The 25,570-nt window shown below is 64.8% G+C and carries 19 protein-coding genes and 1 pseudogene; 2 read left to right on the plus strand and 18 right to left on the minus strand.

From position 1 onward, the window contains the following. Positions 1-78: 78 nt before the first annotated feature. The 17 genes and pseudogenes from tagH to lptF all read right to left on the minus strand — a co-directional run bounded on the left by tagH (position 79) and on the right by lptF (position 19,676). Complete coding sequence (tagH, locus tag UU9_RS03520) at positions 79-1,401, minus strand: type VI secretion system-associated FHA domain protein TagH (protein WP_040670166.1); 1,323 nt, start codon at positions 1,399-1,401, stop codon at positions 79-81. Between the two features lie 120 nt (positions 1,402-1,521). Further along, positions 1,522-2,067 (minus strand): DUF6931 family protein, encoded by a 546-nt coding sequence (locus UU9_RS03525; RefSeq protein ID WP_040670160.1) that lies wholly within the window; start codon positions 2,065-2,067, stop codon positions 1,522-1,524. An 18-nt stretch (positions 2,068-2,085) separates the two neighbouring features. Continuing rightward, on the minus strand, positions 2,086-4,119 hold the full coding sequence (locus tag UU9_RS03530; protein WP_007080342.1) for a type VI secretion system Vgr family protein: 2,034 nt from the start codon (positions 4,117-4,119) through the stop codon (positions 2,086-2,088). Positions 4,120-4,202: 83 nt separating this feature from the next. Continuing rightward, positions 4,203-5,495 (minus strand): tetratricopeptide repeat protein, encoded by a 1,293-nt coding sequence (locus UU9_RS03535; protein ID WP_050982371.1) that lies wholly within the window; start codon positions 5,493-5,495, stop codon positions 4,203-4,205. A 98-nt stretch (positions 5,496-5,593) separates the two neighbouring features. Continuing rightward, entirely contained in the window at positions 5,594-5,881 is a 288-nt protein-coding gene (locus UU9_RS03540; protein ID WP_007080344.1) for a PAAR domain-containing protein, read from the minus strand. A 122-nt stretch (positions 5,882-6,003) separates the two neighbouring features. Beyond that, entirely contained in the window at positions 6,004-6,507 is a 504-nt protein-coding gene (locus tag UU9_RS03545; protein WP_007080345.1) for a hypothetical protein, read from the minus strand. Between the two features lie 167 nt (positions 6,508-6,674). Further along, entirely contained in the window at positions 6,675-7,163 is a 489-nt protein-coding gene (locus UU9_RS17825) for a hypothetical protein (protein ID WP_156804166.1), read from the minus strand. Positions 7,164-7,435: 272 nt separating this feature from the next. Beyond that, positions 7,436-10,100: pseudogene (gene tssH, locus UU9_RS03550) on the minus strand (type VI secretion system ATPase TssH); the annotation flags it as partial. A 98-nt stretch (positions 10,101-10,198) separates the two neighbouring features. Further along, positions 10,199-11,221, minus strand: a complete 1,023-nt coding sequence (tssG, locus tag UU9_RS03555; RefSeq protein WP_007080347.1) for a type VI secretion system baseplate subunit TssG — start codon at positions 11,219-11,221, stop codon at positions 10,199-10,201. Next, entirely contained in the window at positions 11,185-13,068 is a 1,884-nt protein-coding gene (gene tssF / locus UU9_RS03560) for a type VI secretion system baseplate subunit TssF (protein ID WP_007080348.1), read from the minus strand. The genes tssG and tssF overlap by 37 nt, the downstream gene beginning before the upstream one ends. A 5-nt stretch (positions 13,069-13,073) precedes the next feature. After that, on the minus strand, positions 13,074-13,577 hold the full coding sequence (gene tssE, locus UU9_RS03565) for a type VI secretion system baseplate subunit TssE (protein WP_007080349.1): 504 nt from the start codon (positions 13,575-13,577) through the stop codon (positions 13,074-13,076). Between the two features lie 16 nt (positions 13,578-13,593). Beyond that, the gene (locus tag UU9_RS03570) at positions 13,594-14,391 is read right to left on the minus strand and encodes a type VI secretion system accessory protein TagJ (protein WP_156804167.1); all 798 of its coding nucleotides are present in this window, start codon (positions 14,389-14,391) and stop codon (positions 13,594-13,596) included. An 80-nt stretch (positions 14,392-14,471) separates the two neighbouring features. Continuing rightward, positions 14,472-14,972 (minus strand): Hcp family type VI secretion system effector, encoded by a 501-nt coding sequence (locus UU9_RS03575; RefSeq protein WP_007080351.1) that lies wholly within the window; start codon positions 14,970-14,972, stop codon positions 14,472-14,474. Positions 14,973-15,091: 119 nt separating this feature from the next. After that, a complete protein-coding gene (gene tssC, locus UU9_RS03580) occupies positions 15,092-16,585 on the minus strand; it encodes a type VI secretion system contractile sheath large subunit (RefSeq protein ID WP_007080352.1) in 1,494 nt (497 codons plus the stop codon). A 4-nt stretch (positions 16,586-16,589) separates the two neighbouring features. Beyond that, positions 16,590-17,102 carry a type VI secretion system contractile sheath small subunit gene (gene tssB, locus UU9_RS03585; RefSeq protein ID WP_007080353.1) on the minus strand — a complete coding sequence of 171 codons (513 nt, stop codon included), beginning with the start codon at positions 17,100-17,102 and terminating at the stop codon, positions 16,590-16,592. Between the two features lie 370 nt (positions 17,103-17,472). Further along, complete coding sequence (gene lptG, locus UU9_RS03590) at positions 17,473-18,564, minus strand: LPS export ABC transporter permease LptG (RefSeq protein WP_007080354.1); 1,092 nt, start codon at positions 18,562-18,564, stop codon at positions 17,473-17,475. Beyond that, complete coding sequence (gene lptF / locus UU9_RS03595) at positions 18,561-19,676, minus strand: LPS export ABC transporter permease LptF (RefSeq protein WP_007080355.1); 1,116 nt, start codon at positions 19,674-19,676, stop codon at positions 18,561-18,563. Before lptF ends, lptG begins: the two co-directional genes overlap by 4 nt. Before the next feature lie 98 nt (positions 19,677-19,774). Here lptF and UU9_RS03600 point away from each other — a divergent pair, with 98 nt between their 5' ends. Further along, positions 19,775-21,259, plus strand: coding sequence for a leucyl aminopeptidase (locus UU9_RS03600; protein ID WP_007080356.1), 1,485 nt, complete (start codon positions 19,775-19,777; stop codon positions 21,257-21,259). A 90-nt stretch (positions 21,260-21,349) separates the two neighbouring features. Then, positions 21,350-21,769, plus strand: a complete 420-nt coding sequence (locus UU9_RS03605) for a DNA polymerase III subunit chi (protein WP_007080357.1) — start codon at positions 21,350-21,352, stop codon at positions 21,767-21,769. A 158-nt stretch (positions 21,770-21,927) separates the two neighbouring features. On the opposite strand, the gene UU9_RS03610 is transcribed toward UU9_RS03605, so the two are convergent. Further along, a complete protein-coding gene (locus UU9_RS03610) occupies positions 21,928-25,524 on the minus strand; it encodes a hybrid sensor histidine kinase/response regulator (RefSeq protein WP_007080358.1) in 3,597 nt (1,198 codons plus the stop codon). Positions 25,525-25,570 lie beyond the last annotated feature (46 nt).

Consider the following 25,570-nt stretch of genomic DNA (forward strand, 5'->3'; position numbering starts at 1 on the left):
CATTCATTGCTGTCGTACCGCTACCCCTGCCCCTTCTCTTTCGTCGCTGTCGTGCTGCGACGCTCGTTACATGCGTGCTCAGCGCGGTGACGAATGGCTGGCCCGTCGCGCCGATTTCAGCCGCGACAGTTGTTCTTCATAGGCGCGAGCAAACTCGTCGCCGAACAGCCGCCGGAAACATTCGTCGGGGTCTTTCATCAGGCCTTCGAAGTTGTCCTGGTACTTTTCCCAATACTTGCCCTTGCCGCCGAACGCGGAGCGCTTGCCGCCATCGACCTCGTGCTCGAACCGTTCGGGGTTGAAGTGCGCCATCAACGAATCGAAGCCCGCGCGCACGCCTGCCAGCATCGCCATCTGATGGCAGCGGATGTCGTCGAACGCATCCTGGAACGCCGCCGAGCCGGACAGGAAAGCCGTGTTCGACGGCGCCATGATTTTCTGCATGGCTTCTTCGGCGGTGGGCGCGAATTTCAGCGGGTTGTTTTCCGAGCGCTGGATGATCGTGACCGGCAGCCGGAAGGTGTTCTTGATCTCCGCGCGCGCGCGCAACACATCCATCACGCCGTCGATCACGATCTGGAAAATCTGCTCGAGCTCCGGCGGCATGGCCGTCGCGGGCGCGGGCGTTGCTGCCAACGGTGCGGGTGCAGGCGCGATCGGTGCGGCCGCCGCCACGGGTACGGGTGCAGGACTGGCTGCCGGCGACCTGGGCGCGAAATCGCCCATGGTCAGGTCCCAGTTCTCCGGCAGCGCCTGGCGCTGGCCGGTGGTGGTGGGTGGGCGGAAGTGATCCTCCAGGCCGACGTTCTGGTTCCAGTCGGAGCCGGCACTGCTTGCCGGCGTCTCGGGGATCAGCGGCGACGACGCCGGCGGCGCATCGAGAAAACTCAGCGGATCGAGAAACACGCCCGCATCGCCCTGGCCGCTGCCGGGGATCAGGCTGTCGCCCAGCAGATCGCCGGGCGACGACGCGGCGGGCGCGCCGAGATCGAGCAGGCCGAAATCCAGCGGGTCGCTGGCGATCGGTGCGGGAGCGGCGGCCATCGGCGTCGAGGGCGCGAAGATGGTCTCCGCATTCCCGCTCTGCAGGCTCACGCTGACCTCGAAGGTGTCGATCTGCAGGCGATCGCCTTCCTTCAGCGCGGACGGGTCGCCCTTGATCAGCGGACGGCCGTTGAGCAGCATGCCGTTGGTGCTGCGGTCCTCGATGAAATAGATGCCGTTGAGGCAGCGGATCATCGCGTGCACGCGCGAAACGCCGGACGAACTCAACACCCAGTCGCAATCCTCGGATCGACCGATGCTGCCGTCGCGCCCTTCGAACGCCTTCTGGCTGCGGCTGCCGAATTGCGCTGCCTGGTGTCCGATCACGGCAAGCAGCAATGTCTGTGGGGTCGACACGATCAAATCACCTCGAAAAAAATCGGCGCCGCGGCAACCTGTCCGCGGCACTCCTGTTGAATGGCGGCACACCATGCCGGCGCGACCGCCGGCTGCCGCGCGCTGCCGCGCAGCATGTACTCAGTCATGTCGCGTCCCCACCCCGTTGCCCAACAGCACCATAGCCCGTTCGATGAAGCCGTTGCGACGCTCGGTGAACTGTTCGATATCCAGCGCCGCCATCAGGTTGATGGAGGCCACCACGGCGCGCGCGGTGAGGTGGTCGGCCGGCGGCACGGCGGCCTCCTGCGTGGCCGGTGCCAGGCTGCCGCCCGACCATCCCGCCGATGCCGCGATCCACGCGCCCAACGAGCGGTACTCGCCCGCGCTGGCGAAATCCAGCGCGGCACGTCGGCGCGGCTCGTCCGGATCGCGCACCCACGCTTCGGCCAGCGCGGCACCCGCCTTGTCCTCCATCGACAACGGCTGATCGCGGGCGCACTGGCACAGCCAGGCCACGGCGTAGCGCTTGGGCAGCAACCGCGCCAGCAGCTTCAGCGCCTCGGGTGTCTCGCCCGCATCGATCAGCAACTGCACGGCCGCCAGCGGCGCCATGTCCGCGCGCAGCCGCGCGCTGGACGGCTCGGACAGTTCCATCTCGGTGGATGCTTGCATTACCGCTGACATGTCGACGATTCCCCCTGCTCAACCAATCATGATGATGCCGCCGGACAACTGCGCCATCCCGTCACCGGTCAGGGTCAGCTTGGTGCCCTTGACCGTGGTCATCGCGCTGCTGGAGACGTCCAGCATGCCGTCGGCCTTCATCTTCAGGCTGGCGCCCGCGCCAATGTCCATGGTGGCCCCCGACTTGATCGCCACGGATGTCTGGCCATTCACCTTCACCGAGCTGTTGCCGGTAATGGTGATGTTGATGCCCTTAATCTGGATCTCGCCCGAGCTTTTCATCACGATGCTGGACGAGCCGGTGACCAGCTCGATCTCGCTGCCCGCCTCCAGCTTGAATTTCTGCCCGATGGTGGTGGTGCCGTTCTGCTTCACGTCCAGGGTGTCGTTGTTGCCCACCGTGTGCCTGCGGTCGTTGTCGACGCCTTCCGTCTGGTCGTGCTTCACGGTGAGGGTCTGGTCGTTCTTGATGGTGATGGTTTCGTCGTGGTCGATCGCCACCACGTGATCGTTCTCCACCTCCTCGTGCATGTCCTTCTGCGCGTGGATGAAGAAATCCTCGCTGCCCTTCTTGTCCTCGAAACGCAGCTCGTTGGCGTCCGCCGCCACGCCGTTGAGGCTGCGGCTCTTGATGCCGCTCTGGGTCTTGTTGTCCGGCAGCGCGTACGGCGGCATGTTGTCGCTGTTGTAGACACTGCCGATGATCAGCGGCCGGTCCGGATCGCCCTCGAGAAAACTCACCACCACTTCCTGCCCCACGCGCGGGATGTTCACCGCGCCCCAGGTCTTGCCCGCCCATGGCGACGCCACCCGCACCGGACAGGAGCTTTGCGCCTTGTCCTTGTCCGGCTTGTTCCAGTGGAACGTCACCTGCACGCGACCGTACTTGTCGACCGCGATGTCCTCGTCGGTTTCGCTGCCGGTGACGATGGCCGTCTGCAGGCCCACGATGCGCGGCCTTGGTGTGGTCTGCGGGCTGCGGAAGGGCTGGCTGCTGGCGATGGCCTCGAAGCTGCAGCGGAACGGTTCCACCACGGCGCCATCGCCCGCGGACACGTAGTCGGGGTGTTCCAGCTTTATTTCCGTGGAGGTCAGCAGGTATTCGCGATTCAGCTCCGCGCGCGGAAAGTCCTGCATCTCGAACAGCGCGCCAACGCTCATGCCGCAGGCATCGGTGGCACCCTTTGCCAGCGCATGCGGCACGTTCATGGCCTCGGCCCGCACCTGCGCATAGTGCTGGCCCTTGTCGGCCAGGACATGGCTGCCGGGGTAGTCGAAGACGTCCAGCCCGGAGAGATTGTGATGGTCGCCGCTGACCGTGCCGGTACCCAACAGCGAGGTCTTGGGGTTCAACGGGTCGTAATCGGTGAGCTGGAATTTCAGCGAGTTCACCGTTTGCAGCGAGCTCCAGGCCGTGATCGAGGCCGGCGCGAACGGCCCCCGCTGTTCCACCGGGCAATACGGAATTTTTTCGAAACCGGAAGTGCGCTGGTGCGCGCCCAGCGCATCGGCCAGCACCATGGTGTGCGTGCCGGCGGCATGCGTGAAGTAGTAGTAGATGCCTTCCTGCTCCATCAATCGGCTGATGAAGCTGAAGTCGTCCTCGCGGTATTGCACGCAATAGTCGCGCTTGGCGTAATTGCCGCTGAGGCTCTTCTTGATGTCCGCGTAGCCGATCTCGCCCAGCACGGCGCTGATGATCTCGGGCACGCTCATCTTGCTGTAGATGCGACAGTCGATCTTGCGCGTCAGCAACCAGGGTTTGGGCACCAGGGTGGCGCTGTAGGTGGCATAGCGCACGTCATCGATGGTCTCGAAGCCGGTCTGGCCCGCCTCGCAGACGATGCCGTTGAAATGGCGCGCATAGCCGTCTTCGGCTTTCAGCGTCACCGTCATCGGCGTACCCAGCAGCTTGCGCAGATCCACCTTTTCATCGCGGCTGATCATCTCCACGCGATAACGGAACAACTGCCCGAGCTGCTCGGTGGCCGCCATGCGCTTGAACAGCAGCTTGTCGCCGAGATCAGTGGAAAGGGTAATCGCGTGTGCCATGTGTCGCGTCTCCGGGGAAATCTGTGCGCGCCGAACAACGTACGGTGCAGTGGGTCGTCACCGATGCCGATGCGGAATCCGCATCAGCGCATGTCATTCCCCCCTCGCCGTGCCAGCACCACCCAACCCGATACGATCTTGCCGTGCTCCTTGCGCAGCATGTCCATGCCGATCGTGATGTGCTCGAAGCCCGCGGCCTCGACAACCGCCTGCGTGTGATCGTGTGTATGCCGGTACCGCCCGCTGGATGACAACTCGTAACGATCGCCCTCGCCCTCCAGCACTTCCAGCGTGAACGTCAGCCAGCCACCGGGCCGCAGAGCGCTGTGAGCCGCTTCCAGCACCGGGGCCAGGTCACCGAAATAGATCAGCGTATCGGCCGAGATCACCACGTCGTAGGCCGCGGGGTGCTCCTGCAGATACGCCGTGAGCTCCGCCACCACCAGCTCATCGTAGCCACCGCGGGCACGCGCTTTTTCGATCATGCCGCCGGAAAGGTCCACGCCAACCAGCGTGCGTGCGCGTGCGCGCAGCAACGGCGCGCACAGGCCCGTGCCGCAGCCGGCGTCGAGCACGTCGAGGCTGCCATCAGCGGCGGGCAATACCTCACCCACGGCGTCGGCCAGTACCTCGGGAGCGCGGTAGTCGAGGTTCTTCAGCAATTGCTCGTCAAAGCTGTCGGCAAAGCCGTCGAACACGTTGCGCACGTAGGCCTCGTCCGCACGCGGCGGGATATCGGCACCGCCCGTGGCCGCCAGCATGTGGCGCGGTATCGGGTTGTCCGGCTCGCGCTGGAGCCAGTCGCGGTAGACCTCCCTGGCCTCGTCGTGGCGTCCAAGCGTGTACAGCGAAACACCCAGCCCTTCCAGCGCGCGCACGTTGCGCGCGTCCAGCCGGTACGCCTCGCGAAAACATTCGATCGACTGTTCGACGTGTTCCACGTTCTGCGCGTAATTGCGCAGGAACAGGCCCGTCATGTACTGCCCGTGGGCAAACGTGGGAGCCTCGCGCAGCAGTCGGGCATATGTCTCGAATGCTTCGTCGGGCCGCTCCTGCACCTCCAGCACGAAAGCCAAGTTGCTGAGCGCGTTGTAATGCGTGGGGCCGCACTCCAGCGCGCGCCGGTAGCAGGCTTCGGCCTCGGCCAGGCGACCGCACTCCTTGTGGATGTTGCCCAGGTTGTTGTGGGCATCGGGGTGCTTCGGCGTGATCTTCAGCGCGGCCTGGATCAGCCGGACGGCCTCATCGCTGCGGTCCCGCTGATGCATCAGCACGCCCAGGTAATGCAGCGCATCCGGTTGCGCCGCGCGCAGCTCAAGCACTTCGCCGTACAGACGCTCGGCGGTGTCCAGATCACGCGCCTGATGTGCCTGCATCGCGCGCTCCAGCACCGCCGCATACGCCGGCGGTACCGGCGCCGGCGCGCGCCAGCTCACGTTCGCGTTCTTCGCTACCACGGCCTTTCCCCTTGCCATCAGCCTATCAACACCTTCATGCAACCCAATACGATCACGCCGCCATGCGCCGTGCTGTCACCCATGCGCGCGGCGGGCTTGCCGCCGACCAGAACTTTCGTCGAACCCTTGATGATCGAATCCGGTGGCCCGACGCAGGTCACCATGTCACCCATGCAAGCCGCCGGCAGGCCGCCGATGAGTACCTTCGGCGAACCTGGCGCCACGATCGGTCCACCGACGTGCGGCACCGGCCCGGTGGTCATCGGGCAGGTGTGCATGTCGGTGAGGCGGGCGGCAGGTTGCATGGTGATTTTCCCGAAAAATTCACTGGAAATAGCTTCAATTGATAGGGAAGGCGATCTGACCTGCTTTCCTATTACGAGTAACACGCACATCCGCGCGATGAGCGCCATGCCACGACAGACGATCAGAAGCGTTCGAACTTGTGCACCTTAAGATCGCTCCAACCACCCTTCGAACCCCACTTACGGTAGTCAAAATAGATGACTGGCGCCCAGTTGCACGGCGTGGCTTGGATGTCGATGCCCCAACTGAAAGCTTGTCGCTCGGCGGTAACGTCAAGAATCCAGTGCTCGCCGTTCTTGTTCTTCAATTGCTTGAAAGACTTCTTGATATCCTGAACTGAACGCCACTGCGACGTTGTGGCGGCGAAATGATCTGTGCAAGGGCCCACCACGTACCAGCGCTGTACCTGGCCGCCTCCCATGTTGCGCAGATATTGGAATGTGGCATCGATCTCCTCACTCGTCGCACCAGGGCTGACGTGGGCACAAAGCATGCCGGCCTGGCTCCAGCCAGCAATGGCAAAACACTGAGCAATGCCTGGGTAGACACAGATTTTCGACGCCTGACCCACGCAATACTCGGAAAGCAACTGGTTCGCCGCCGGAGCGACAAGCGTGACTCTCATGGAACCCCCTAAATGGATTTATCTCTGCCAGATACCGGTCTGTCGAATATCCAAGTCCCGCCACATGAGATAACCACCCAATAACGGGTACGGATTCAGTTATTCATTATCGCAGTCAAATTAACCCGACCCCGTTTCTCTCGATATTCAAAGTAGCGCTATAACCCTCAGGGGTGAAACAGTTCTCTTGAGTGAGAGGAACCAAGTGCGGTCATGAAGATGCGTGCGAATTTCTGACAGTTATTGTGTAACAACTTGTAATTCGGACCACATTTAAGTTGAGCGCGATTGATCGCCGCAGTAATTTCCCTACCGGTAGCGACCTTAGGGTTCGGTTTATACGACGTGCTTGTATGGTAAGGATTGTTGGGATCATTGCCGTCGTTACAATATTCCACCATTCCATTGGCGTTGCCGAATAGACCGAAATTGAGCACTTCTACATCAGCCGCGTTGCAAATGAATATCTGACTATGATGCGGCATGCCTTTCTGGGCAACATCGCCAACCTTGCGCCACTTGTGATACACCCGATACGGCGTAGCGTCATCAAGTCCGGCAATAAGGTGCAGGAATGCCCCCTTGGTGTTGGACTTGGATTGTTGACTGCTCTCACTGGGGGTCTGGGCGCTCTTGGATCCGATACCGAAAGGCATACCTTATTCTCCTTAGTTGATTTATCGCGTCGATTTGAAGTCGGCTCAAACGGCAAAGCTCACCATGCCGCTCACCTATGATTGGATGGTTTTAGTGAACTGAACTTAATGACTAACATCTGCAATGGAACATGGAAATTTTTGGCGAAACGCTCCGAACAGAAACGGATCAGATTCACTTTCCGTCATACCTCACCCAAACCCATACGAAAACTCCCCATCCGTCACCCCCACCTGCACCTTCGCGATCTCCTCACCCTCGATCATCTTGGTCAGGAACGCCCGAGAGATATCCGGCAGCATTGAGTTGGTGAGAATGGCGTCGATCATGCGGCCGCCCGATTCGGTTTCGGTGCAGCGCTCGACCACCAGCTTCACCACGTCCTCGCTGTAATCGAACGGGATCTTGTAGCGGGCTTCGACGCGTTTCTTGATGCGGTTGATCTGCAGCTTGACGATCTTGCCCAGCATCTCCGGGCTGAGCGGGTAGTACGGGATTGTCACCAGGCGGCCCAGCAGCGCCGGCGGGAAAATCTTCAGCAGCGGCTCGCGCAGTGCCTTGGCCATGCCTTCGTGATCGGGCATCAGCTCCGGGTCTTTGCACAGGCCGGCGATCATGTCGGTGCCGGCGTTGGTGGTCAGCAGGATCAGGGTGTTCTTGAAGTCGATCGAGCGGCCTTCGCCGTCTTCCATCACACCCTTGTCGAACACCTGGAAGAAGATTTCGTGCACGTCGGGATGGGCTTTTTCCACCTCGTCCAGCAGCACCACGGAGTACGGCTTGCGGCGCACCGCCTCGGTGAGCACGCCACCTTCGCCGTAGCCGATGTAGCCGGGGGGCGCACCCTTCAAGGTTGAGACGGTATGCGCTTCCTGGAACTCGCTCATGTTGATGGTGATGATGTTCTGCTCACCGCCGTAAAGCGCCTCGGCCAGGGCCAGCGCGGTTTCGGTCTTGCCGACGCCTGAGGTGCCGGCGAGCATGAACACGCCGATCGGCTTGTTCGGATCGACCAGGCCGGCGCGCGAGGTCTGGATGCGCTTGGCGATCATCTCCATCGCGTGATCCTGGCCGATGACGCGCTGGCCCATCAGGCCGGCCAGGTTCATCACGGTTTCCAGCTCGCTCTTGACCATGCGGCCGACCGGGATGCCGGTCCAGTCCGACACCACCGAGCCGACGGCCTGATAGTCGACGGAGGCGAGGATCAGCGGGGTTTCGCCCTGCAGTTCGGCCAACCGGGTTTGCAGGCCTTTCAGTTCTTCCAGCGCTGCCGCGCGCTCGGCACCGTCCAGCGCGGCTTCGCCCGCCGGCGGCGCGCTCTTGGCTTCCGCCTCCTGCTTGGCCGACTCTTCAAGCGCACTGCCGGTGCCTTCCACCGGCGCGTTGGAGCCGCGCAGTTTCGAGCGGATATCGAGGATTTTTTCGACCAGATCCTTTTCCGCGACCCAGTTCGCCTCCAGTGTTTCCAGCCGCGCCTTCTGGGTTGTCAGCTTCTCGTTGGCGGCTTCTTCGCGCGCCGTGACCTCGACACCCACGTTCTTCTCGCGGGCGATGATGCCCAGCTCGGTTTCCAGCGCCTGGATGCGCTTGCGCGTGTCGTCCACTTCGGCGGGCACCGCATGCTGGCTGATCGCCACGCGGGCGCAGGCGGTGTCGAGCAGGCTGACCGACTTGTCCGGCAGCTGGCGCGCGGGGATGTAGCGGTGCGACAGCTTGACAGCGGCTTCCAGCGCCTCGTCGAGGATCTGCACCTTGTGGTGCTTCTCCATCACGCTGGCGACGCCGCGCATCATCAGGATCGCCTTTTCCTCGCTGGGCTCGTCGATCTGCACGGTCTGGAAGCGGCGGGTCAGCGCCGGATCCTTTTCGATGTGCTTTTTGTACTCGGCCCAGGTGGTGGCACCGATGGTGCGCAGGTTGCCGCGGGCAAGCGCGGGCTTGAGCAGGTTGGCCGCGTCGCCGGTGCCGGCAGCGCCACCGGCGCCGACCAGGGTGTGCGCCTCGTCGATGAACAGGATGATCGGCTTGGTTGAGGACTGAACCTCCTCGATGACCTGCTTGAGACGATTCTCGAACTCGCCCTTCATGCTGGCGCCGGCCTGCAGCAGGCCAACGTCGAGTGCACGCAACTGCACGTCTTTCAGCGGTGGCGGCACGTCGCCGATGGCGATGCGCATGGCAAAACCTTCGATCACTGCGGTCTTGCCGACGCCCGCCTCACCGACCAGCATCGGGTTGTTCTGGCGGCGGCGCATCAGGATATCGACGAGCTGGCGGATCTCGTCGTCGCGGCCGACGATCGGATCCATCTTGCCTTCGCGCGCCTGCTCGGTGAGATCGATGGTGAACTGCTTCAGCGCCTCCTGCTTGCCCATCTGCGCCGGGCCCATCGCGCCGCTGGCTTCGCCGGGAACGGCGCCGCCAATGTGGAAGCCGTCACTCGCGCTCTGGCCATCCTCGGGCGAGCCGGCGACCACTTCGGCGAATTTCTCCACCAGCGCCTCGGGCTTGATCTTGTCGAACTCGGCCGAGATGGCCACCAGCGCATTGCGCAGGTGCCGCGTGCGCACCACGCCCACGAGGAGGTAACCGGTGCGTACCTGCGCCTCGCCGAACATCAGCGTGGCGAAAACCCAACCGCGCTCGACCGCTTCCTCCACGTTGCTGGAAAGGTCGGAGATCGACGACGAGCCGCGCGGCAACCGGTCCAGCGCGTCGGTGACATCGCGCGCCAGGTTCGACGGGTTGAGGTTGAACTGCTTGATGATGCGGTGCAGGTCCGAGTCCTGCAGCTGCAGGATCTGGTGGATCCAGTGCACCAGCTCGACATAGGGATTGCCGCGCAGCTTGCAGAACACGGTGGCGCTTTCGATGCCCCGGTATGCCAGCTTGTTGAGCTTGCCGAACAACGCGCTGCGACTGATTTCCGCCATGATTTTCTATCCCTTCGGTTGAATGGTCATCTTGGTCCGCGGCCGCCGATGGACGCTGTCGCGAACCTGTTGTGATCGAGTGACGCTTGCGCGCCGTGTTACCCCGCCGGCCTGAGCACCACCTGGTCGGCGTCGCCGTCGTGCTGGCGCCTGCCCATCCACGTGGTCAGCCCCAGCCGACCGGCCTGCCCCAGGCGCGTCACCGGCACCTCGTCCCGGTTCAGCACCAACTGCACATCCCACGCTTTCTCTTCGCCGATGTAGGTTTTGACCGCCGCCATCAGTTGCCGCAGCGCTTCCCCGCCCGGCAGGAAGTTGTTGAACTGCGCACGGTTCAACGGCCCAAGCCGCAGTCGGAAGCGCTGCTGCGCTCCCCAGACGTGCTCGCCCATCACCGCGGTCAGGCCCAGGCCCGCCACCTCGCTGGAATGGCCCAGCCGCAGGTGCGCCGTCGACGGCAGGCGCATCCACTCGGCCATGAATTCCACGATGCGCACTGGGATACGGAAGAACTGCTCCAGCAGCGTGCGCAGGCCTTCGGCGTTGCGCGTCTGTGCCAGCAAGCGACCCGCAAAGAAGCGCTTGTACTGATCGGGCATCGCATCGCGGCCGTCCAGGCCAGGCGTCGACAAGCCCACCAGCGCGCCCATGTACAAGCGGAAACGATCCTCCTGCGGGCGATCGAACTGCACGGTCGGCTGCGCGTCGGCCCAGACCCGATAGAACAAGCTGGTCATGCGGTGATGGAAGATGTTGGCGAACGCGATGAAGGTGGAATCCTTCTCGTTGCGCTGGCGATCGAGGGCGTATTCGGTCAGATGCAGCGGCAGCGGCGCATTGGGGCCGAACAGGCCGAAGAACAGCCCATGCATGCGCGCCGGCGCCCCCGCGCCACCCGGCTCGAAACGATCGATGGTGCGCGGTGCGAACGCCAGGGACGGCGTGTGGCACAGGCGCACCATGTCCTCCGCCGGCTTGGTCGATTCGCCCACGCGTGGCTGCTCGGGAAACGCGCACTCCAGCCGGCGGATGGCCTCGAAAAATTCGAAGTCCTCCGGCCGGTCGCGCAGCGCGTTCTGCAGCGCTACAGCGTCTGTCGTTTGCCGAGCCGCACGGGCCATCGGGCCACCTCGTTGCGTTCCAGGGTGCGCAGCACGGTTTCGGTAAACGAGTTCACCGAAACGTAGCGCGCGAAAAAGTGCTGCATGACCGAGCCCAGCAGGAAAGCGCCGGTGCCTTCGAAGGCAGCGTCGTCACAGGTGAGCGTGATCTCCAGGCCGCGCCCGAACGTGATCGGGCCGGGCACCGGAATGCGTCGCACGATCGGTTGCGAGCTGACCGCCTTGATGCCTTCGACCTGGCGCCGAGCGCTGGAGTCGAACTCGTCGCAATACAGCGTCAGCATCTCGCGCAGCGCGGCGGCGCCATCCTCGTTGCCGTCGCCCAGCAGCGAGACGTAGTTGAGTTGCAGGTGGCTCAGCAACCGCCACGCGGTTTCGCCCACCGCCACCGACGCGCGCGGCTTGGTCGGGCCGGCCACGCAGCGGATGGACTCCACCGGCGCGCCCACGTCCAGGGTGAAGTCGGTATGCGACTTGCCCACCGGCATCTGCAGCGGCAGGTCGCGGTTGGTGCACAGCAATTGCATGCCGATCTGGCGCAACTGGGTGGAGTACGGAGCGTCAGCCGCGTCCACCAGCGAAACAAACATCTCGTTGCCCACATAACTGGACCGCGCGCCGTGCAACTTCTGTCGCGACGACAGCAGCCGCGGCTCGCGGCGCACGGTATGGAACGCCGCGTTGCCGCTGTGCCAGGTGCGCTCATCGCAGCCGTAGAACGGCTGGAAGCGCTGTTCGGGCTCCTGCCGGTCGCCGAAACCCTCGACGTTGCTGATGCTGTGGATCTCGAAATCCATCGGTCGCGTACGGTCGGCCAGCACGTGGTATTCGGTCTTGCCCTGCTGCAAGTGGATGCGATCGGCGCGGCGTGGAAACAGGTTGATCGCCGGCGTGCAGAACAGGCGGAAGTTGCCCGCGTCCACGGCGTTGTGCAGCCGGCTGACGCTGCGGTCGAACAACACCACGATCTCGAACTCGCTGCTGTTGGAGCGCGCCAGCACCTTGCGCAAGCCGGTGAACACGGCGAACAGGAAGCGCTCCGGGCAGGCAAAGTATTCCTGCAGCAGGCGATAGCCGCTGAAGGACCGACCGCTGTAGGGAATCAGCGCCTCGCTGTCATCGAAGCCCTTGCTGTGGATGCTGCCGGCGTCGAGATGCTCCTCGACCGGGCCACTGGCGCCCTGCGTGCGCACCACCACGCCCACCGCGTTGGCCAGCAGTTGCTCGTACAGCCGCTTGGGCAACTCGTCGGCGCCGGCGATGAACAGCGGCAACTCGTCCAGCGTCAGCATGTTGACCTGCGCGCCTGCCGTCACCTGGAATTTTAGTCGCAGGCCGGCGCGCACGGTCTTGCTGGAGGGAATGGCCACGCCAGCGGCGGCGATGGCGGCCGGCGTTTCGAAATACTTCGCTTCGGTGATCTGCAGCGGCCACAAGGTGACGTCATGCGCCGTGCGGTACTCGCAGGCCGTGCGGTCGTCGCGCCCGATCAGGCTGCGCAGGGCGGTATCGCGGGCCACTGTGTGACCGGTGACCAGCGCGCTTTCCTTCAGGTCTGCTTGCATCTGCACCACCGCCATCGAAGGCACCGGCGACAGGTAATGCGGGTAGATCATTTCCATCAGGTGCTGGGTGAACACCGGTTGCTGCGCATCGAGTTTCAGCTGCACGCGCGCGGCGAGAAACGCAAAGCCTTCCAGCAGCCGTTCCACGTACGGGTCGGCGCACTCGAAGCCTTCCATGCCCAGCCGCCCGGCGATCTTCGGATACTCGCGCGCGAACTCGCCGCCCATCTCGCGGACGTGCTGCAGTTCCCGGTTGTAATAACGCAGCAGGCGCGGATCCATCGGGGTCAACCAAAACTTTCAGAAACGTTGAACTTGCCTGTTTCCAGGTCCACTTCGGTTTTCAGGTACAGGTTCAGCGGGATCGGCTGCGCCCACATCTCCGATTCGATGTTGAACACCAGCGACTGGTGATCCATGCGCGCACGGTCGGCCTGCACCGTCACGCGCAGCGTGCTGCTGGTGAGACGGGGCTCGAAGGCCACGATGGCGTCCTTGATCTGCCGCTGAAGTGCGCTGCCGTCGACACCGGCCAGCACCATGCCGGTCAGGTCCGGAACGCCGAAATTCAGCACCGAACGAGCCACCTCGGGATACAGCTCCAGGTCGACGTCGTTACCCAGGTGCACGCAGTTGAGCAACCAGGAAATGTCGCGCGTGACGCAGTCGCGCAGGCGGGTAGCCGAGATCACCCTTTTCTCGCGGCTCTCCTCGGACTTGCCGGGCTCGTCGTCGGTCAGACGGTCCAGCAGCGAGGGCTGCAATCGTTCCTGGGTGGTGAGTTCGGCCATGGCTCGTCCGCCCTGGTCAAACGCTGTCGAAGGAAATGGTGCGGACGTCCAGCAGGGGGTATTCGCCGGCATCGGTGGCGAACATGCGCTGTCCGGAGCCCACGTAGAAGTCGTCGGCCAGGCTCAGCCAGTCCGTCTTGCGCGCCAGCACCACGTCGCTGTCGGCGGAGCGCTCCGAATCGGGATAGCGGCAAGGGATAAAGCCCACGGCCTGGCCACCGTTGGTCCAGGTGATCTGTACCGGTGCCCACACCTTGTCGCGCAGGTCGGTGGGTGATTCGAATTTCAGCGTCTGCAAACGCGCAAACGGCACCCATGCGTAGCTGCCGTTGACGACGATTTCCAGGCACGGGCCAAACCGCGGATCGGCATCGGCGATCCATTCGAACGGCGTGTCATCGATGCGGCCAGTTACAGCCGGCGCCTGTTCGAACGCCTGCTCGCGCAGCGGTGCCGCCTGGTGGTGCTTGCCCTGGGCATCCAGCTTGAACGCCTGCAGCAGCAACGCCACCCATTGTTCCGGTTCGCCGATCAACGAAGGCGAACGCTCGCCTTCCACGACCCGTGCGCGCGTTAGCTCACCCTGCAGCGCCTGGGTGTAGGCGTTGACCATCAACGTGTTGCCGGGATCGAGCTCGCCGCTGACGTTCAACTGGTTCTGCGCCCGCTCCCACTGGCCCATCAGGGCAAGCAACTGGAACAGGAACACGCGTGACTTGGCATCCGCGGGCTTGCCGCGCACCTGCACCGTCAATTGCTGCAATGCCTCGTTTACCCGGCCGGCTTGCAGCAGGTTCTGGGGATCTGCATCCACGATCAATCACCACTGGGTAAGGAGAACGAAGTCGGGACAAACGCCCTGCTGACCCGAATCCGGGCCAGCAGGGTGGTGCATCAGGCCGCAGCGACCTTCTGCATGTCGTAGGTGAAGTCCTTGGTACCGCCATCCTTGGAGCCGTCATCCTTCTGCGGCTGGAACATGAACTTGAACTTGCCGAAGTGCAGCGTGATGTTCTCGGTCAGCTTGTCTTCGCCGCCGCTGCCGCCGGTGCTCAACGACGTGATCAGCACGCCCTCGCTAAGCTCCAGGGTGAGGAAGTCGGTCTGTTCGCCGGTGGCATTGGTGACGTACAGCCAGGCCTGCTCGACGCGGCCGCCGGTGCAGACGGCGTTCAACAGCGCGTTGGAACTGCCGTCCACGTACTTGGTGAGGGAAATATCCTGGACGTTGGCCTTGCCGCCGCCACCACCACCACCCTGGTGCAGGTTGCCGGAGTTGGAGGCACCCCACGACCACGCCAGCACCGGAATCTCGTCTTTGTGCTTGGCATGGGTGGAAGTGCCCTTGATCTCGACCTTGCCCTTGCCGAACTTGATGTGCATGTCAAATGCCATGAAACCTCTCCTCTGTTTCCTGATTGATAAAGGATTACCGTCCGACCGAGACCTGCGCTCGACGCGATCGATGCTCCTGTCGCGGGTACATCATTGAAACGCTGCCCGTTGCCGAGGTATCAGGCCTTGGCAGCGGAGGGCAGGCGCGAAACCAGCCGCAGCGACACCGTCAGGCCTTCCAGCTGGTAATGCGGCTTGAGGTAGAACTTCGAGGTGTAGTACCCCGGAGCGCCCTCCACTTCCTCCACCACCACCTCGGCCGCCGACAACGGCTTGCGTGCCTTGGTCTCTTCGCTGGAGTTGGCCGGATCGCCGTCGACGTAGTTGGTGACCCAGTTGGTGAGCCAGCTCTGCATCTGCTCGCGACTGCTGAACGAGCCGATCTTGTCGCGCACGATGCACTTCAGGTAATGCGCGAAGCGGCAGCAGGCGAACATGTACGGCAGGCGTGCGCCCAGCGCCGCGTTGGCGGTGGCATCCGGATCGTCGTACTCCTCGGGCTTGTTCAGCGACTGCGCGCTGATGAAGGCCGCCATGTCCGAGTTCTTGCGATGCACCAGCGGCATCAGGCCCATCTTGTCCAGTTCGGCCGAGCGGCGATCGGTGATCGCGATCTCGGTGGGGCACTTCATGTCCACGCCGCCATCGTCGGTGGGGAACGTATGCGCCGGCAGGCCTTCCACCGCGCCGCCGGACTCGATGCCGCGGATGCGCGAGCACCAGCCGTAGGCTTTGAACGAGCGGTTGATGTTGACCGCCATCGAGTACGCCGCGTTCTGCCAGGTGTACTTGGAGGAATCGGCACCGGCGGTGTCTTCCTCGAAGTTGAATTCCTCGACCGGGTTGGTGGCCGCGCCGTACGGCAGGCGCGACAGCGTGCGCGGCATGGCCAGAGCCAGGTACTTGGAATCATCCGATTCGCGCAACGAACGCCAGGCGGCGTAATCGGGCGTGGAGAAAACCTTGGCCAGGTCGCGCGGATTGGACAGCTCGTTCCAGCTGTCCATGCCCATCAGCGACGAGTTGGCCGCCGCGATGAACGGCGCGTGCGCCGCCGCCGCCACCTGGGCGATACCGCTCAGCAATTCCACGTCGGGCGGGCTGTGGTCGAAGTAGTAGTCGCCGACCAGGCAGCCGTACGGCTCGCCGCCAAGCTGGCCGTATTCCTCTTCGTACATCTTCTTGAAGATCGGGCTCTGGTCCCACGCGGTGCCCTTGTAGCGCTTCAGCGTCTTGCCCAGCTCCTTCTTGGAGATGTTCATCACGCGGATCTTCAGCTGCTGGTCGGTCTCGGTGTTGTTGACCAGGTGATGCAGGCCGCGCCACGCGCTTTCCAGCTTCTGGAAATCGGCGTGGTGCATGATCTCGTTGATCTGCTCGCTGAGCTTGCGGTCGATCTCGGCGATGTAGGCGTTGATGGTCTGGGTGACGTCGTCGGAAACGATGTCGGCCTTGCCCAGCACCTGCTCGGCCAGCGTGCGCACGGCGGATTCGACTTCTTCCTTGGCGCGCTCGCTCTTGGGTTTGAATTCCTTGTTCAGCAGCGCGGCGAAATCGCCCGCTTCGAGGGTTTCGGTGGCGCCGCCCTGTTCGGCCTGTGTTTCGGTTGCCATGTGTTTACTCTCCGTCCGTGTCGGCGGGCTTGGCCGCCGATACCAGCGATTGCAGCAGTGCGGGGTCGTTGATGGCCTGGGCGATCAGCTTCTCCGCGCCGGCCTTTCCGTCCATGTAGGTGCTGAGGTTGGCGAGCTGGGTGCGCGCCTCCAGCAGCTTGGCCACGGGGGCGACCTTGCGGGCCACGGCGGCGGGGGAGAAGTCGTCCATGCTCTCGAACGTGATGTCCACGTTGAGGTTGCCTTCGCCGGTCAGCGTGTTGGGCACGGCAAAGGACACGCGCGGCTTCATCGACTGCAGGCGGTTGTCGAAATTGTCGACGTCGATCTCCAGCGCCTTGCGCTCTTCGATCGACGGCAGCTCGCTGTTGTTGACGCCGGACAGGTCCGACATCACGCCCATCACGAACGGCACCTGGACCTTTTTCTGCGCGCCATAAACCTCGACGTCGTACTCGATCTGCACGCGCGGCGCCCGGTTTCTGGCGATGAATTTCTGACTACTCTGCTTGGCCATGCTTTTTGTCTCCTCGGAGGAAGGGCAACTTGTTCACTGGGCGCAACGTGGCCGGCCCGTCGGGCGCATGAGCTCGCGGCGGTGCCATGCGACCGTCGCGATGCCCTCGGAAAACCAGCACTTGGTACCCCTTTCAGATGCGTTCACGTCATGCCCGCCCCGCGGGCTGCGCACGAAGACGCGCACAGCGATGGAACGTGCCGCGGAAGCGATTTCAGACAGAAATGTCGCTCCACCTGTTACTGCGTGGTCGCGTCGTGAATTTGCTCAGGGCGCCCAGATAGCCGTTTATCTTTCGTTCATAAACAAAAGACGGCCGCAAGAAACGGCCCGCGCGGGGCGCACGCGGCCGGCAGGCAGACGGGTTGGATCAGGCGTGGCGGCGGAAATAAAGCCAGGCCGCCAGCGCCAGCACGATGGCTGGCAACAGATTGGCCGGCAAGGCGGGCACGCCGTAGACGGTGCCGAAGTTGACCAGCGCCTGTTGCAGGAAATACCAGCCGATGGCCAACAGCATGCCCACGAACATGCGTTTGCCGAGGCCGCCGGAGCGCAGCGTGCCGAACGCGAACGGCATCGCGCACAACACCAGCACCAGCACGTTGAGCGGATACAGGGCACGGCCCCAGAACGCCACGGCGTAGCTGCCGGGGCTTTCGCCGTTGCGCTCCTTGTAGGCCATGTTGCCGAGCAGATCCCGCATCGACAGGTATTGCGGCTGGATCATGTTCTGCGCCAGCACCTGCGGGTCCAGGCTCGACTGCCACGACTGGGTGTCGCTCTTGCGCGTGTGCACGCCCTGCGTATCCAGCACGCTGCTGCGCACGTCGTGCAGCATCCACTGGCTGCCTTCGTGCTCGGCCGTGCGCGCCCAGTCGAAGCGGCTGAGCCGGCCGTCGTCGGTCATGGTGAACACGCGGACGTCCGCCAGTTGCACGGTGCCCCGGGCGCTCAGCATGGCCGCCTTGGCATTGATGATGTTGTTGCCGTCGCGCGCCCACAGGCCGCTGTTGGTGGCCATGCCGAGGTTGCCAGCCTTCAGCCGCAACTGCATCGCCTGCGCCTGCTGGTCGCCCCACGGCGCGGCCGTCTCGCCCAGCACCACCACGCCCACGATCAGCACCCCGATCACCCCGGCGGCCGATGCGGCGATGCGCAATCGCGACATGCCCGCCGCCCGCAACGCGGTCAGTTCACCCGTCGACGCCAGCCCACCCAGACCCAGCAAGCCGCCGATCAGGGCGGCATTGCCGAACATCTCGTAGGCGCGGCGGGGAAAGGTCACCAGCACGTAGACGATGGCGTTGTTGAGCGTGTAGCCATTCTTGCCCACGTTGTGCAGCTGGCGCACCAACTGGGTCATGGCATCGAAACCGGTCAGCACCAGCCACACCATCAGCAGCGAGCCGAGCACGCTCATGCCCACCAGCCGGTCGACCCGCTTGATCGTGAACGTGCTCATGCGTTGTCCGCCGCGGGCCGCAAGGCGGCGATTTTCCGTGGGCTGTACTGCTTCCACAGCAACCATGCCGCGAGCAGCACCACCAGCAGATGCAGCCCCCACAACGGCGCCTGGTTGTGCCAGTGGTCCTTGCCGATCTGCGCGCGGCCCATCGCCAGCAGCAGGTAGTACAGGTAGAAGAGGATCACCGCCAGCAGCAGCCGGCCGTAGCGCGGTTCACGCGGGTTCTGCCGTGACAGTGGTACCGCCAGCAGCAACAGCACCAGGGTCAATGCCGGCGCATTGGAGCGCCAGGCAAACTCGGCACGCGCGTCGGGGGCGTCGGTGCGGGCCAGCGTCCAGCTGTCCAGCGCATGCACGGGGTCATCGTCGTCATCGCCCTGCACGTCGGAAAGCGCGGTGTCGTTGCGCGCGTAGTGCATGCTGCGCCAGTCATCCGTGCCCAGCGGAATGTCGTATTGCCAGCCCTGCTTGAAGGCGATGAAGCGATTGCCGCCATCGCTTTCCTGGTACAGCTGGCCGCTGGCCGCGCTGACCAGCTTGATGTGCGGCTGGCCGTCGCCGTCGCGCTGCGTGGCCACGAACGTACGCCCCAGCTGGCTGCCGTCGCGGTTCAGACTCTCGACGAAAATGATGCCGCCCTTGCCCGGCAGATCGGTGAAGCGGCCTGCATCCAGCCCCACCGCGATCACCGAACGGTTCGCCGCGGCCACCATCATGTCGCTGGTGCGCACCGCCCACGGCCCCAGCCACAGCGACACCACGGCGGTGATCAATACCAGCACGCCGCTCAGCAACAGCACGGGTTTCAACAAGCCGCTCGCGCCCATGCCCGACGACGCCAGCACGTGCATCTCGCTTTCGCGGTACATCCGGCCCAGTCCCATCAGCACGCCGATGAAGCTGGCCAGCGGCAACATGTTGGTGAGGCCGTCGAGCGTGCGCAGCCCCAGCACCTGGAACATCACGCTGGCCGGAAAGCTGCCGCCGGCCACTTGCTGCAGCACGCGGGCGAACGCGCTGCCGGCCACGATCACCAGCAACACCACCACGGTGGCGGCCACGGTTTGCGCCAGTTCACGCAGGAAATAGCGGTCGAGGATGCTCAGCATGCGATAAACTAACCCGCTCTCCAGCCGTGCCCAGACCGGCCGGCAAACCGCGAGTTTAGCCTGTCCGGCCCGCGCCGGGCCCACACAGGAATCTTCCGATGACATTGCAGTTCAGCCTGGGCGCCGCCGCGCCCGAAACCGTCGACAGCGCCTGCGTGGTGGTCGGCGTGTACGAACACGGCGTGCTCAGCAGCGCGGCGGCACAGGTCGATGCCGCGGCTGAAGGCGTCATCAAGCGCCAGCTGGAAAGCGGCGACATCAGCGGCAAGGCCGGCGACTGCGTGGTGCTTTTCGCGCCGGCGGGCATCGCCGCGAAACGCGTGCTGGTGGTGGGCCTGGGTGCGCAGAAGTCGTTCGATGGCGCGCGCTTCCGCAAGGCCTGCATGGATGCGGCGCGTGCGCTGGCAAAGCTGCCGGTGGTCGAAGCCGTGTCATATCTCACCGAACTGGACGTGCCCGGTCGCGACAGCGCCTGGCGCGTACGCATCGCCGCGCTGGCGGCCGATTACGCCGCCTATCGTTACACCGCCACCTTCAAGCCGCGCGACAAGAGCCCGCTGCCCAAGCTGGGCACGCTCACCTTCGCTGCCGGCGACGATGCCCAGCGTGGACTGGAGCAGGCGTGCGCCATCGCCGAGGGCGTGCGCTTCGCCCGCGACCTGGCCAACCTGCCGCCGAACATCTGCAACCCCATCCATATCGCCGAACAGGCGCAGGCCTTCGCCAACGGGCAGGCGCAGGTCAGCTGCACCGTGCTCGATGAAGTCGAGATGGAGAAACTGGGCTTCGGTTCATTGCTGGCAGTGGCGCGCGGCTCGGTCAACAAGCCGCGGCTGATTGCGCTGGAATACAAGGGCGGCAGCGAGGGCGACAAGCCCTACGCGCTGGTCGGCAAGGGCGTCACCTTCGACTCCGGCGGCATCAGCCTGAAACCCGGCGCCGGCATGGAGGAAATGAAATTCGACATGGGCGGCGCCGCCGGCGTGCTGGGCGCGTTCGTGGCCGCGGTGAAGATGGGCCTGAAGCTCAACCTGGTCTGCGTGGTGCCCAGCGTGGAGAACATGCCCGGCGGCGACAGCTACCGCCCCAGCGACGTGCTGACCAGCCTGTCCGGCCTCACCATCGAAGTGCTCAACACGGACGCCGAAGGCCGGCTGATCCTGTGCGATGCGCTGACCTGGACGGCGCAGCAGTTCAAGCCGCAGGCCATGGTCGACGCGGCCACGCTCACCGGCGCCTGCGTGGTGGCGCTGGGCAAGCACGCCAGCGGCCTGATGAGCAAGCACGACGACCTGGCCGCCGAACTGCTGGCCGCCGGCGAGGAAACTCTCGACCGCGCCTGGCGCCTGCCGCTGTGGGACGACTACCAGAGCCAACTCGACTCCGGCTTCGCCGATGTCGCCAACATCGGCGGCAAGAGCGCCGGCGCCGTCACCGCCGGCTGCTTCCTGTCGCGCTTCACCGAAGGCCAGCGCTGGGCCCACCTCGACATCGCCGGCACCGCCTGGGACGACGGCCGCAAGGGCCTGGCCACGGGGCGGCCGGTGGCGTTGCTGGCGCAGTGGCTGTTGGACCGGGAATAGAGAATAGGGAATAGGGAATGGGAAAAGCCGGGCCGGCTGCGGGGTTGTTGTTTACTATTCCCCATTCCCTATTCTCGATTCCCTGCATCCATGCGCGCCGATTTCTACCTGATCGACAAACCCCGCTTCCGCGAGCAGCCGTTGTTGCTGGTCTGCGAGCTGACCAAGAAGGCGTTTGCCGCGCAGCAGCCGCTGTTGATCCTGACCCGCGACTTCGCCCAGGCCGAGGCGGTCGACGAATTGCTGTGGTCGTTCGACGAGGACAGTTTCATCCCGCACCAGTTGGCCGGTGACGAGGATGACGCGACCACTGCGGTGCTGATCGTGCCGCTGGGCCTGGAAACCACCGACCGACCGCTGGTGCTGAACCTGCGCGACGCCTGCGCGCCCGGCAACTACCAGCGCGTGCTGGAGGTGGTGCCCGCCGACCCGTCCGCACGCGAGGGTTCGCGCACGCGCTGGAAGGAATACCAGCGGCGCGGCTTCGAGGTACGCAAGTTCGACATGTAGGCCTCAAGCGCTGTGGGAGCGACTTCAGTCGCGATGCCTTTTCACGGGATTCGGGATTCGGGATTCGGGATTCGGGATTCGGGATTCGGGATTGGAAAAGTCGAAAGCATCGCGACTGAAGTCGCTCCCACACAACGAGCCTCCCGCCGACCGACCCATCAGCCGGGCTCGATTTCCTCGAGATCGATATTGGCGTAACAGATCAACGCCGCGGCCAGCTGTTCACCGGTCACCGGCTTGCGCAGGAAGCCGTCCATGCCCGCGGCGCGCGCCAGCGCCTCGTCCTCGCTGCCCGAGCGCGCGGTCACCGGCACGATCGGCAGGCGCCGACCGGCGCCCTCGCGCTGGCGGATCAGCCGCGCGATCTGGAAACCGTCCACGCCGGGCAGGTCCAGATCCAGCAGCACCACGTCGAAGCGCGAGTGCGGCAGTTCGGCCAGCGCCGCCAGACCGTTGTCCACGTGGCAGACCTGATGCCCCTGCTGCTCCAGCAATCCGCGCAACACGGCGGCCACGATGGTGTCGTCTTCCACCAGCAGGATACGGCGCGCACGATCGCCGTCGACCGTCGTGACAGGAACCGCTGGCGGCGGCTCGGGCAGCGGCAGGCGCACGCGGAAGGTGCTGCCGTGCGCCATCCGCGATTCCAGCTCGATGCTGCCGCCCATCATGTCGGCCAGTTCGCGGCAGATGGCCAGGCCCAGCCCGCTGCCGGCGCGCCGCTGCGGTCCCGCTTCCTGCTCGAACCGTTCGAACAGGCGCGCCTGGCTGGCCTCGGGGATGCCGGGGCCGGTGTCGCTGATGCTGAAAAGCAGGCCATCGGCCGAGCGTTGCGCCCGCACCGTCACGCTGCCGCGCTGGGTGAACTTCAACGCGTTGTTGGCGAGGTTGAGCAGGATCTGCTTGACCCGCACCGCGTCGCCGACCACCCGTTCGGGCAGGTCGTCATCCACCTGCAGCACGAAGCGCAGGCCCTTGGCCTGTGCCAGCCCCTGCTCCAGTTGCGCCACGTCGGTGACCAGCTGGCGCGGGTCGAACGGCGCCAGCTCCAGCTCCAGCCGGCCGGCCTCGATGCGGGCCAGGTCCAGCGCGTCGTTGAGCAGCTTCAGCAACATGCCGCCGGAGCGCTGCATGGCTTGTGCGTAGTCGTGCTGTTGCGCGTTGAGTGGCGTACTCAGCAGCAGCTCCGCCATGCCCATCACGCCGGTCATCGGCGTGCGTATCTCGTGGCTGAGCGTGGCCAGAAACTGTGTCTTGGCCGCACTGGCCTGCTCGGCCAGTTCGCGCTGCTGCTCGATGAGCTGCAGGCGATAGCGCTGCGCCATGCGGTTGCGCCACCCGCGCAGACCCAGGCCGCCCACCAGCACCAGCACTGCCACATAGATCGCCCATGCCCACCAGCGCGCCCACGGTGGCGCCTGCACGTGGATGCGCAGCGGCGTGGCCAGGTGTCCCCACACGCCGCTCGGGCCGGCGGCCATCACCTCGAGCGTGTAATCGCCTGCCGGCAGGCCGGCAAAATCGCGCTCGCCACGATGGTCCACGTCCACCCAGTTGGTGTCGAAGCCGGTCAATTTGAAGCGGTAGCGATTGGCCTCCGGGTTGACGTAGGAGGCCACGCGCACTTCCACGCGCAGATCGCGGTCGCGCCAGTGCAACGGCACCACGGAACCATCCCGTGGCAGCGCGTGGATGGCGCCATCACGTTGCACGTTCAGGCTGGCCAGGGTCACCTGCGGTGGTGAACCGGCGGGCACCGACGCGGGGAAAAGCGCCGGCTGGAACGCCACCACGCCACCGCTGTTGGCGGCAAACATCATCCCGTTGGATGCGACCGCCACGGCGCCACTGTTGAACTCCACATTCGACAAGCCTTGCGCCGGACCAAACGATTTCAGCTGGCGGTCGTCCTTGCCGAGCCGCCACAAGCCGGGATTGGCAAACAGCCAGAAGTTCCCGCTGCGGTCGATCCGCAGGTCGGCCAGCACCGACGCGAACGGCTTCGCGCTGATGTCGACGCTGTCGTCGCGCCGGGCCTTGCCGTCGGCGTAGCGGTAATGGTCGAGGCTGCTGCGCGTCACCAGCCAGAAGCCACCGGCATCGCGCGCAAACGTGAGGATTTCATGCCTGGGCACGCCGGCAACCAGCAGCATCCGCTGCGACGCCGGATCCCAGCGCCGCAACCCGTCGGCGCTGGCGTACCACGGCCCATCGGCGTAGCAGCCGATCTGGTCGACGGCCACCGAATCGTCGGTAGGGTCCTCCATCGGTATTTTCGCTATGGCGCGACTGTCGGCGTCGATGGCGAAGACGCCACCGCCCCAGGCCGCCACGTAGATGCGGCCATCGGTGGCGGCGCAAAGCATCACCGGCCGCATGATGCCGGCCTTGCGGATATCGATGGGCGACAGCTTGCCGTGATCGAACAGATGCAGTTCGCCCGGGCTGGCGATCCACAGGCGCCCGCGCAGATCCTCCGCCAGCCACACGATCTGCCCACGCACGCCGCGCACCACGTGCTGGACCTTGCCGGTGGTGGCGTCCAGCTTGTCGACCCAGCCGTTTTCGCCGCCCACCCACAGCTGGCCGTCGCGCGCCAGCAGGATCGCCGACGCGGCGATGTTGGACAGGCTGGTCGGATCGTCCGGCACATGGGTGAAACGGGCGAAGCCGTTCCAGTCCGGCGGCAGGTAGGCGACGCTCGATTGCTCGAAGGTGATCCACAGGCCGCCTTCGTGATCCAGCGCGGTCTGCCAGATCTTGCTGCCGGGCAGCCCGCCCGGCAACAGCGGCTGGCCGGCGATGGCCTGCAGCCTGCCGTCGCCCGTATCCAGCAGCAGGCCATCCATGGTGCCGATCCACAACCGCCCCTGCGCGTCGCGCGTGCTGCTGGGAATGCGCCGGGCGGCCAGCGCCTTGTTCGCCACGGGGCGCGCCACGCCGTCGCTGCCAATGACCAGCAACCCGCCGGTCATCGACACCCGAACCTCGCCGTGGCCGCCTTCGATGTGCCAGGCCATGCCGACGTCGCCCTCGAAGGACGGATCGATCGGCACCCGGCTGATGGTGCCGTCGCCGTGACGCAGGAAGAGGCCGCGCCTGGCGCCTATCCACAACCGTCCGTCCGCATCGGCCAGCAACGCGCGGGTCTCGCCGAACGATGCGGCGTGTTCGCCCGCCGCGTCCAGCGCAAGATGATCGAAACCGTTGCCGTCGGCGCGCAGGCGATCCAGGCCGTGGTCGGTAGCCACCCACAGCGTGCCATCGCTGGTTTCGGCGATGCTCCACACCTCGTTGCCGGAGAGGCTGTCCGGCTTCGCATCGTCATGCTGCCAATGGCGAAAGCGGCCACTGCGCTGATCGTAGGAAATCAGCCCGGTGGAAATGCCGCCGGCCCAGATGCGGTTTTCGCAATCCACGAACAAGGCGTAGGTGGTGTTGGCCGGCAGCGAGTCGGGGTCGGCGTCCGAGTGCCGAAACGTCTTGAAGCTGACGCCGTCGAAGCGCACCAGCCCGGCCGACGAGCCGAACCACATGAATCCGTTGCGATCCTGCGCCACCGCATACACCGGCCCGCTGGGCAGGCCATCGGCCACGCCATAGCGACGAAATTGCGGCGTGGGCAGCGGACCGACAACCGATGTGCCGGTGACCGGCGCGACAGTGGCGTACGCCGACGCCGCGTACGCCATGTTCGCGGCAAGCACCAGCAAGGCGGCCGCACGCACTGCGTGTCGCAGGAACATTGCCAACATGGATGTCCTCCCCGGCGCCCATCATGCCAAAAGCGGCCACATGCGG

The organism is Rhodanobacter fulvus Jip2 (genome assembly GCF_000264315.1).
Lineage (GTDB): Bacteria > Pseudomonadota > Gammaproteobacteria > Xanthomonadales > Rhodanobacteraceae > Rhodanobacter > Rhodanobacter fulvus.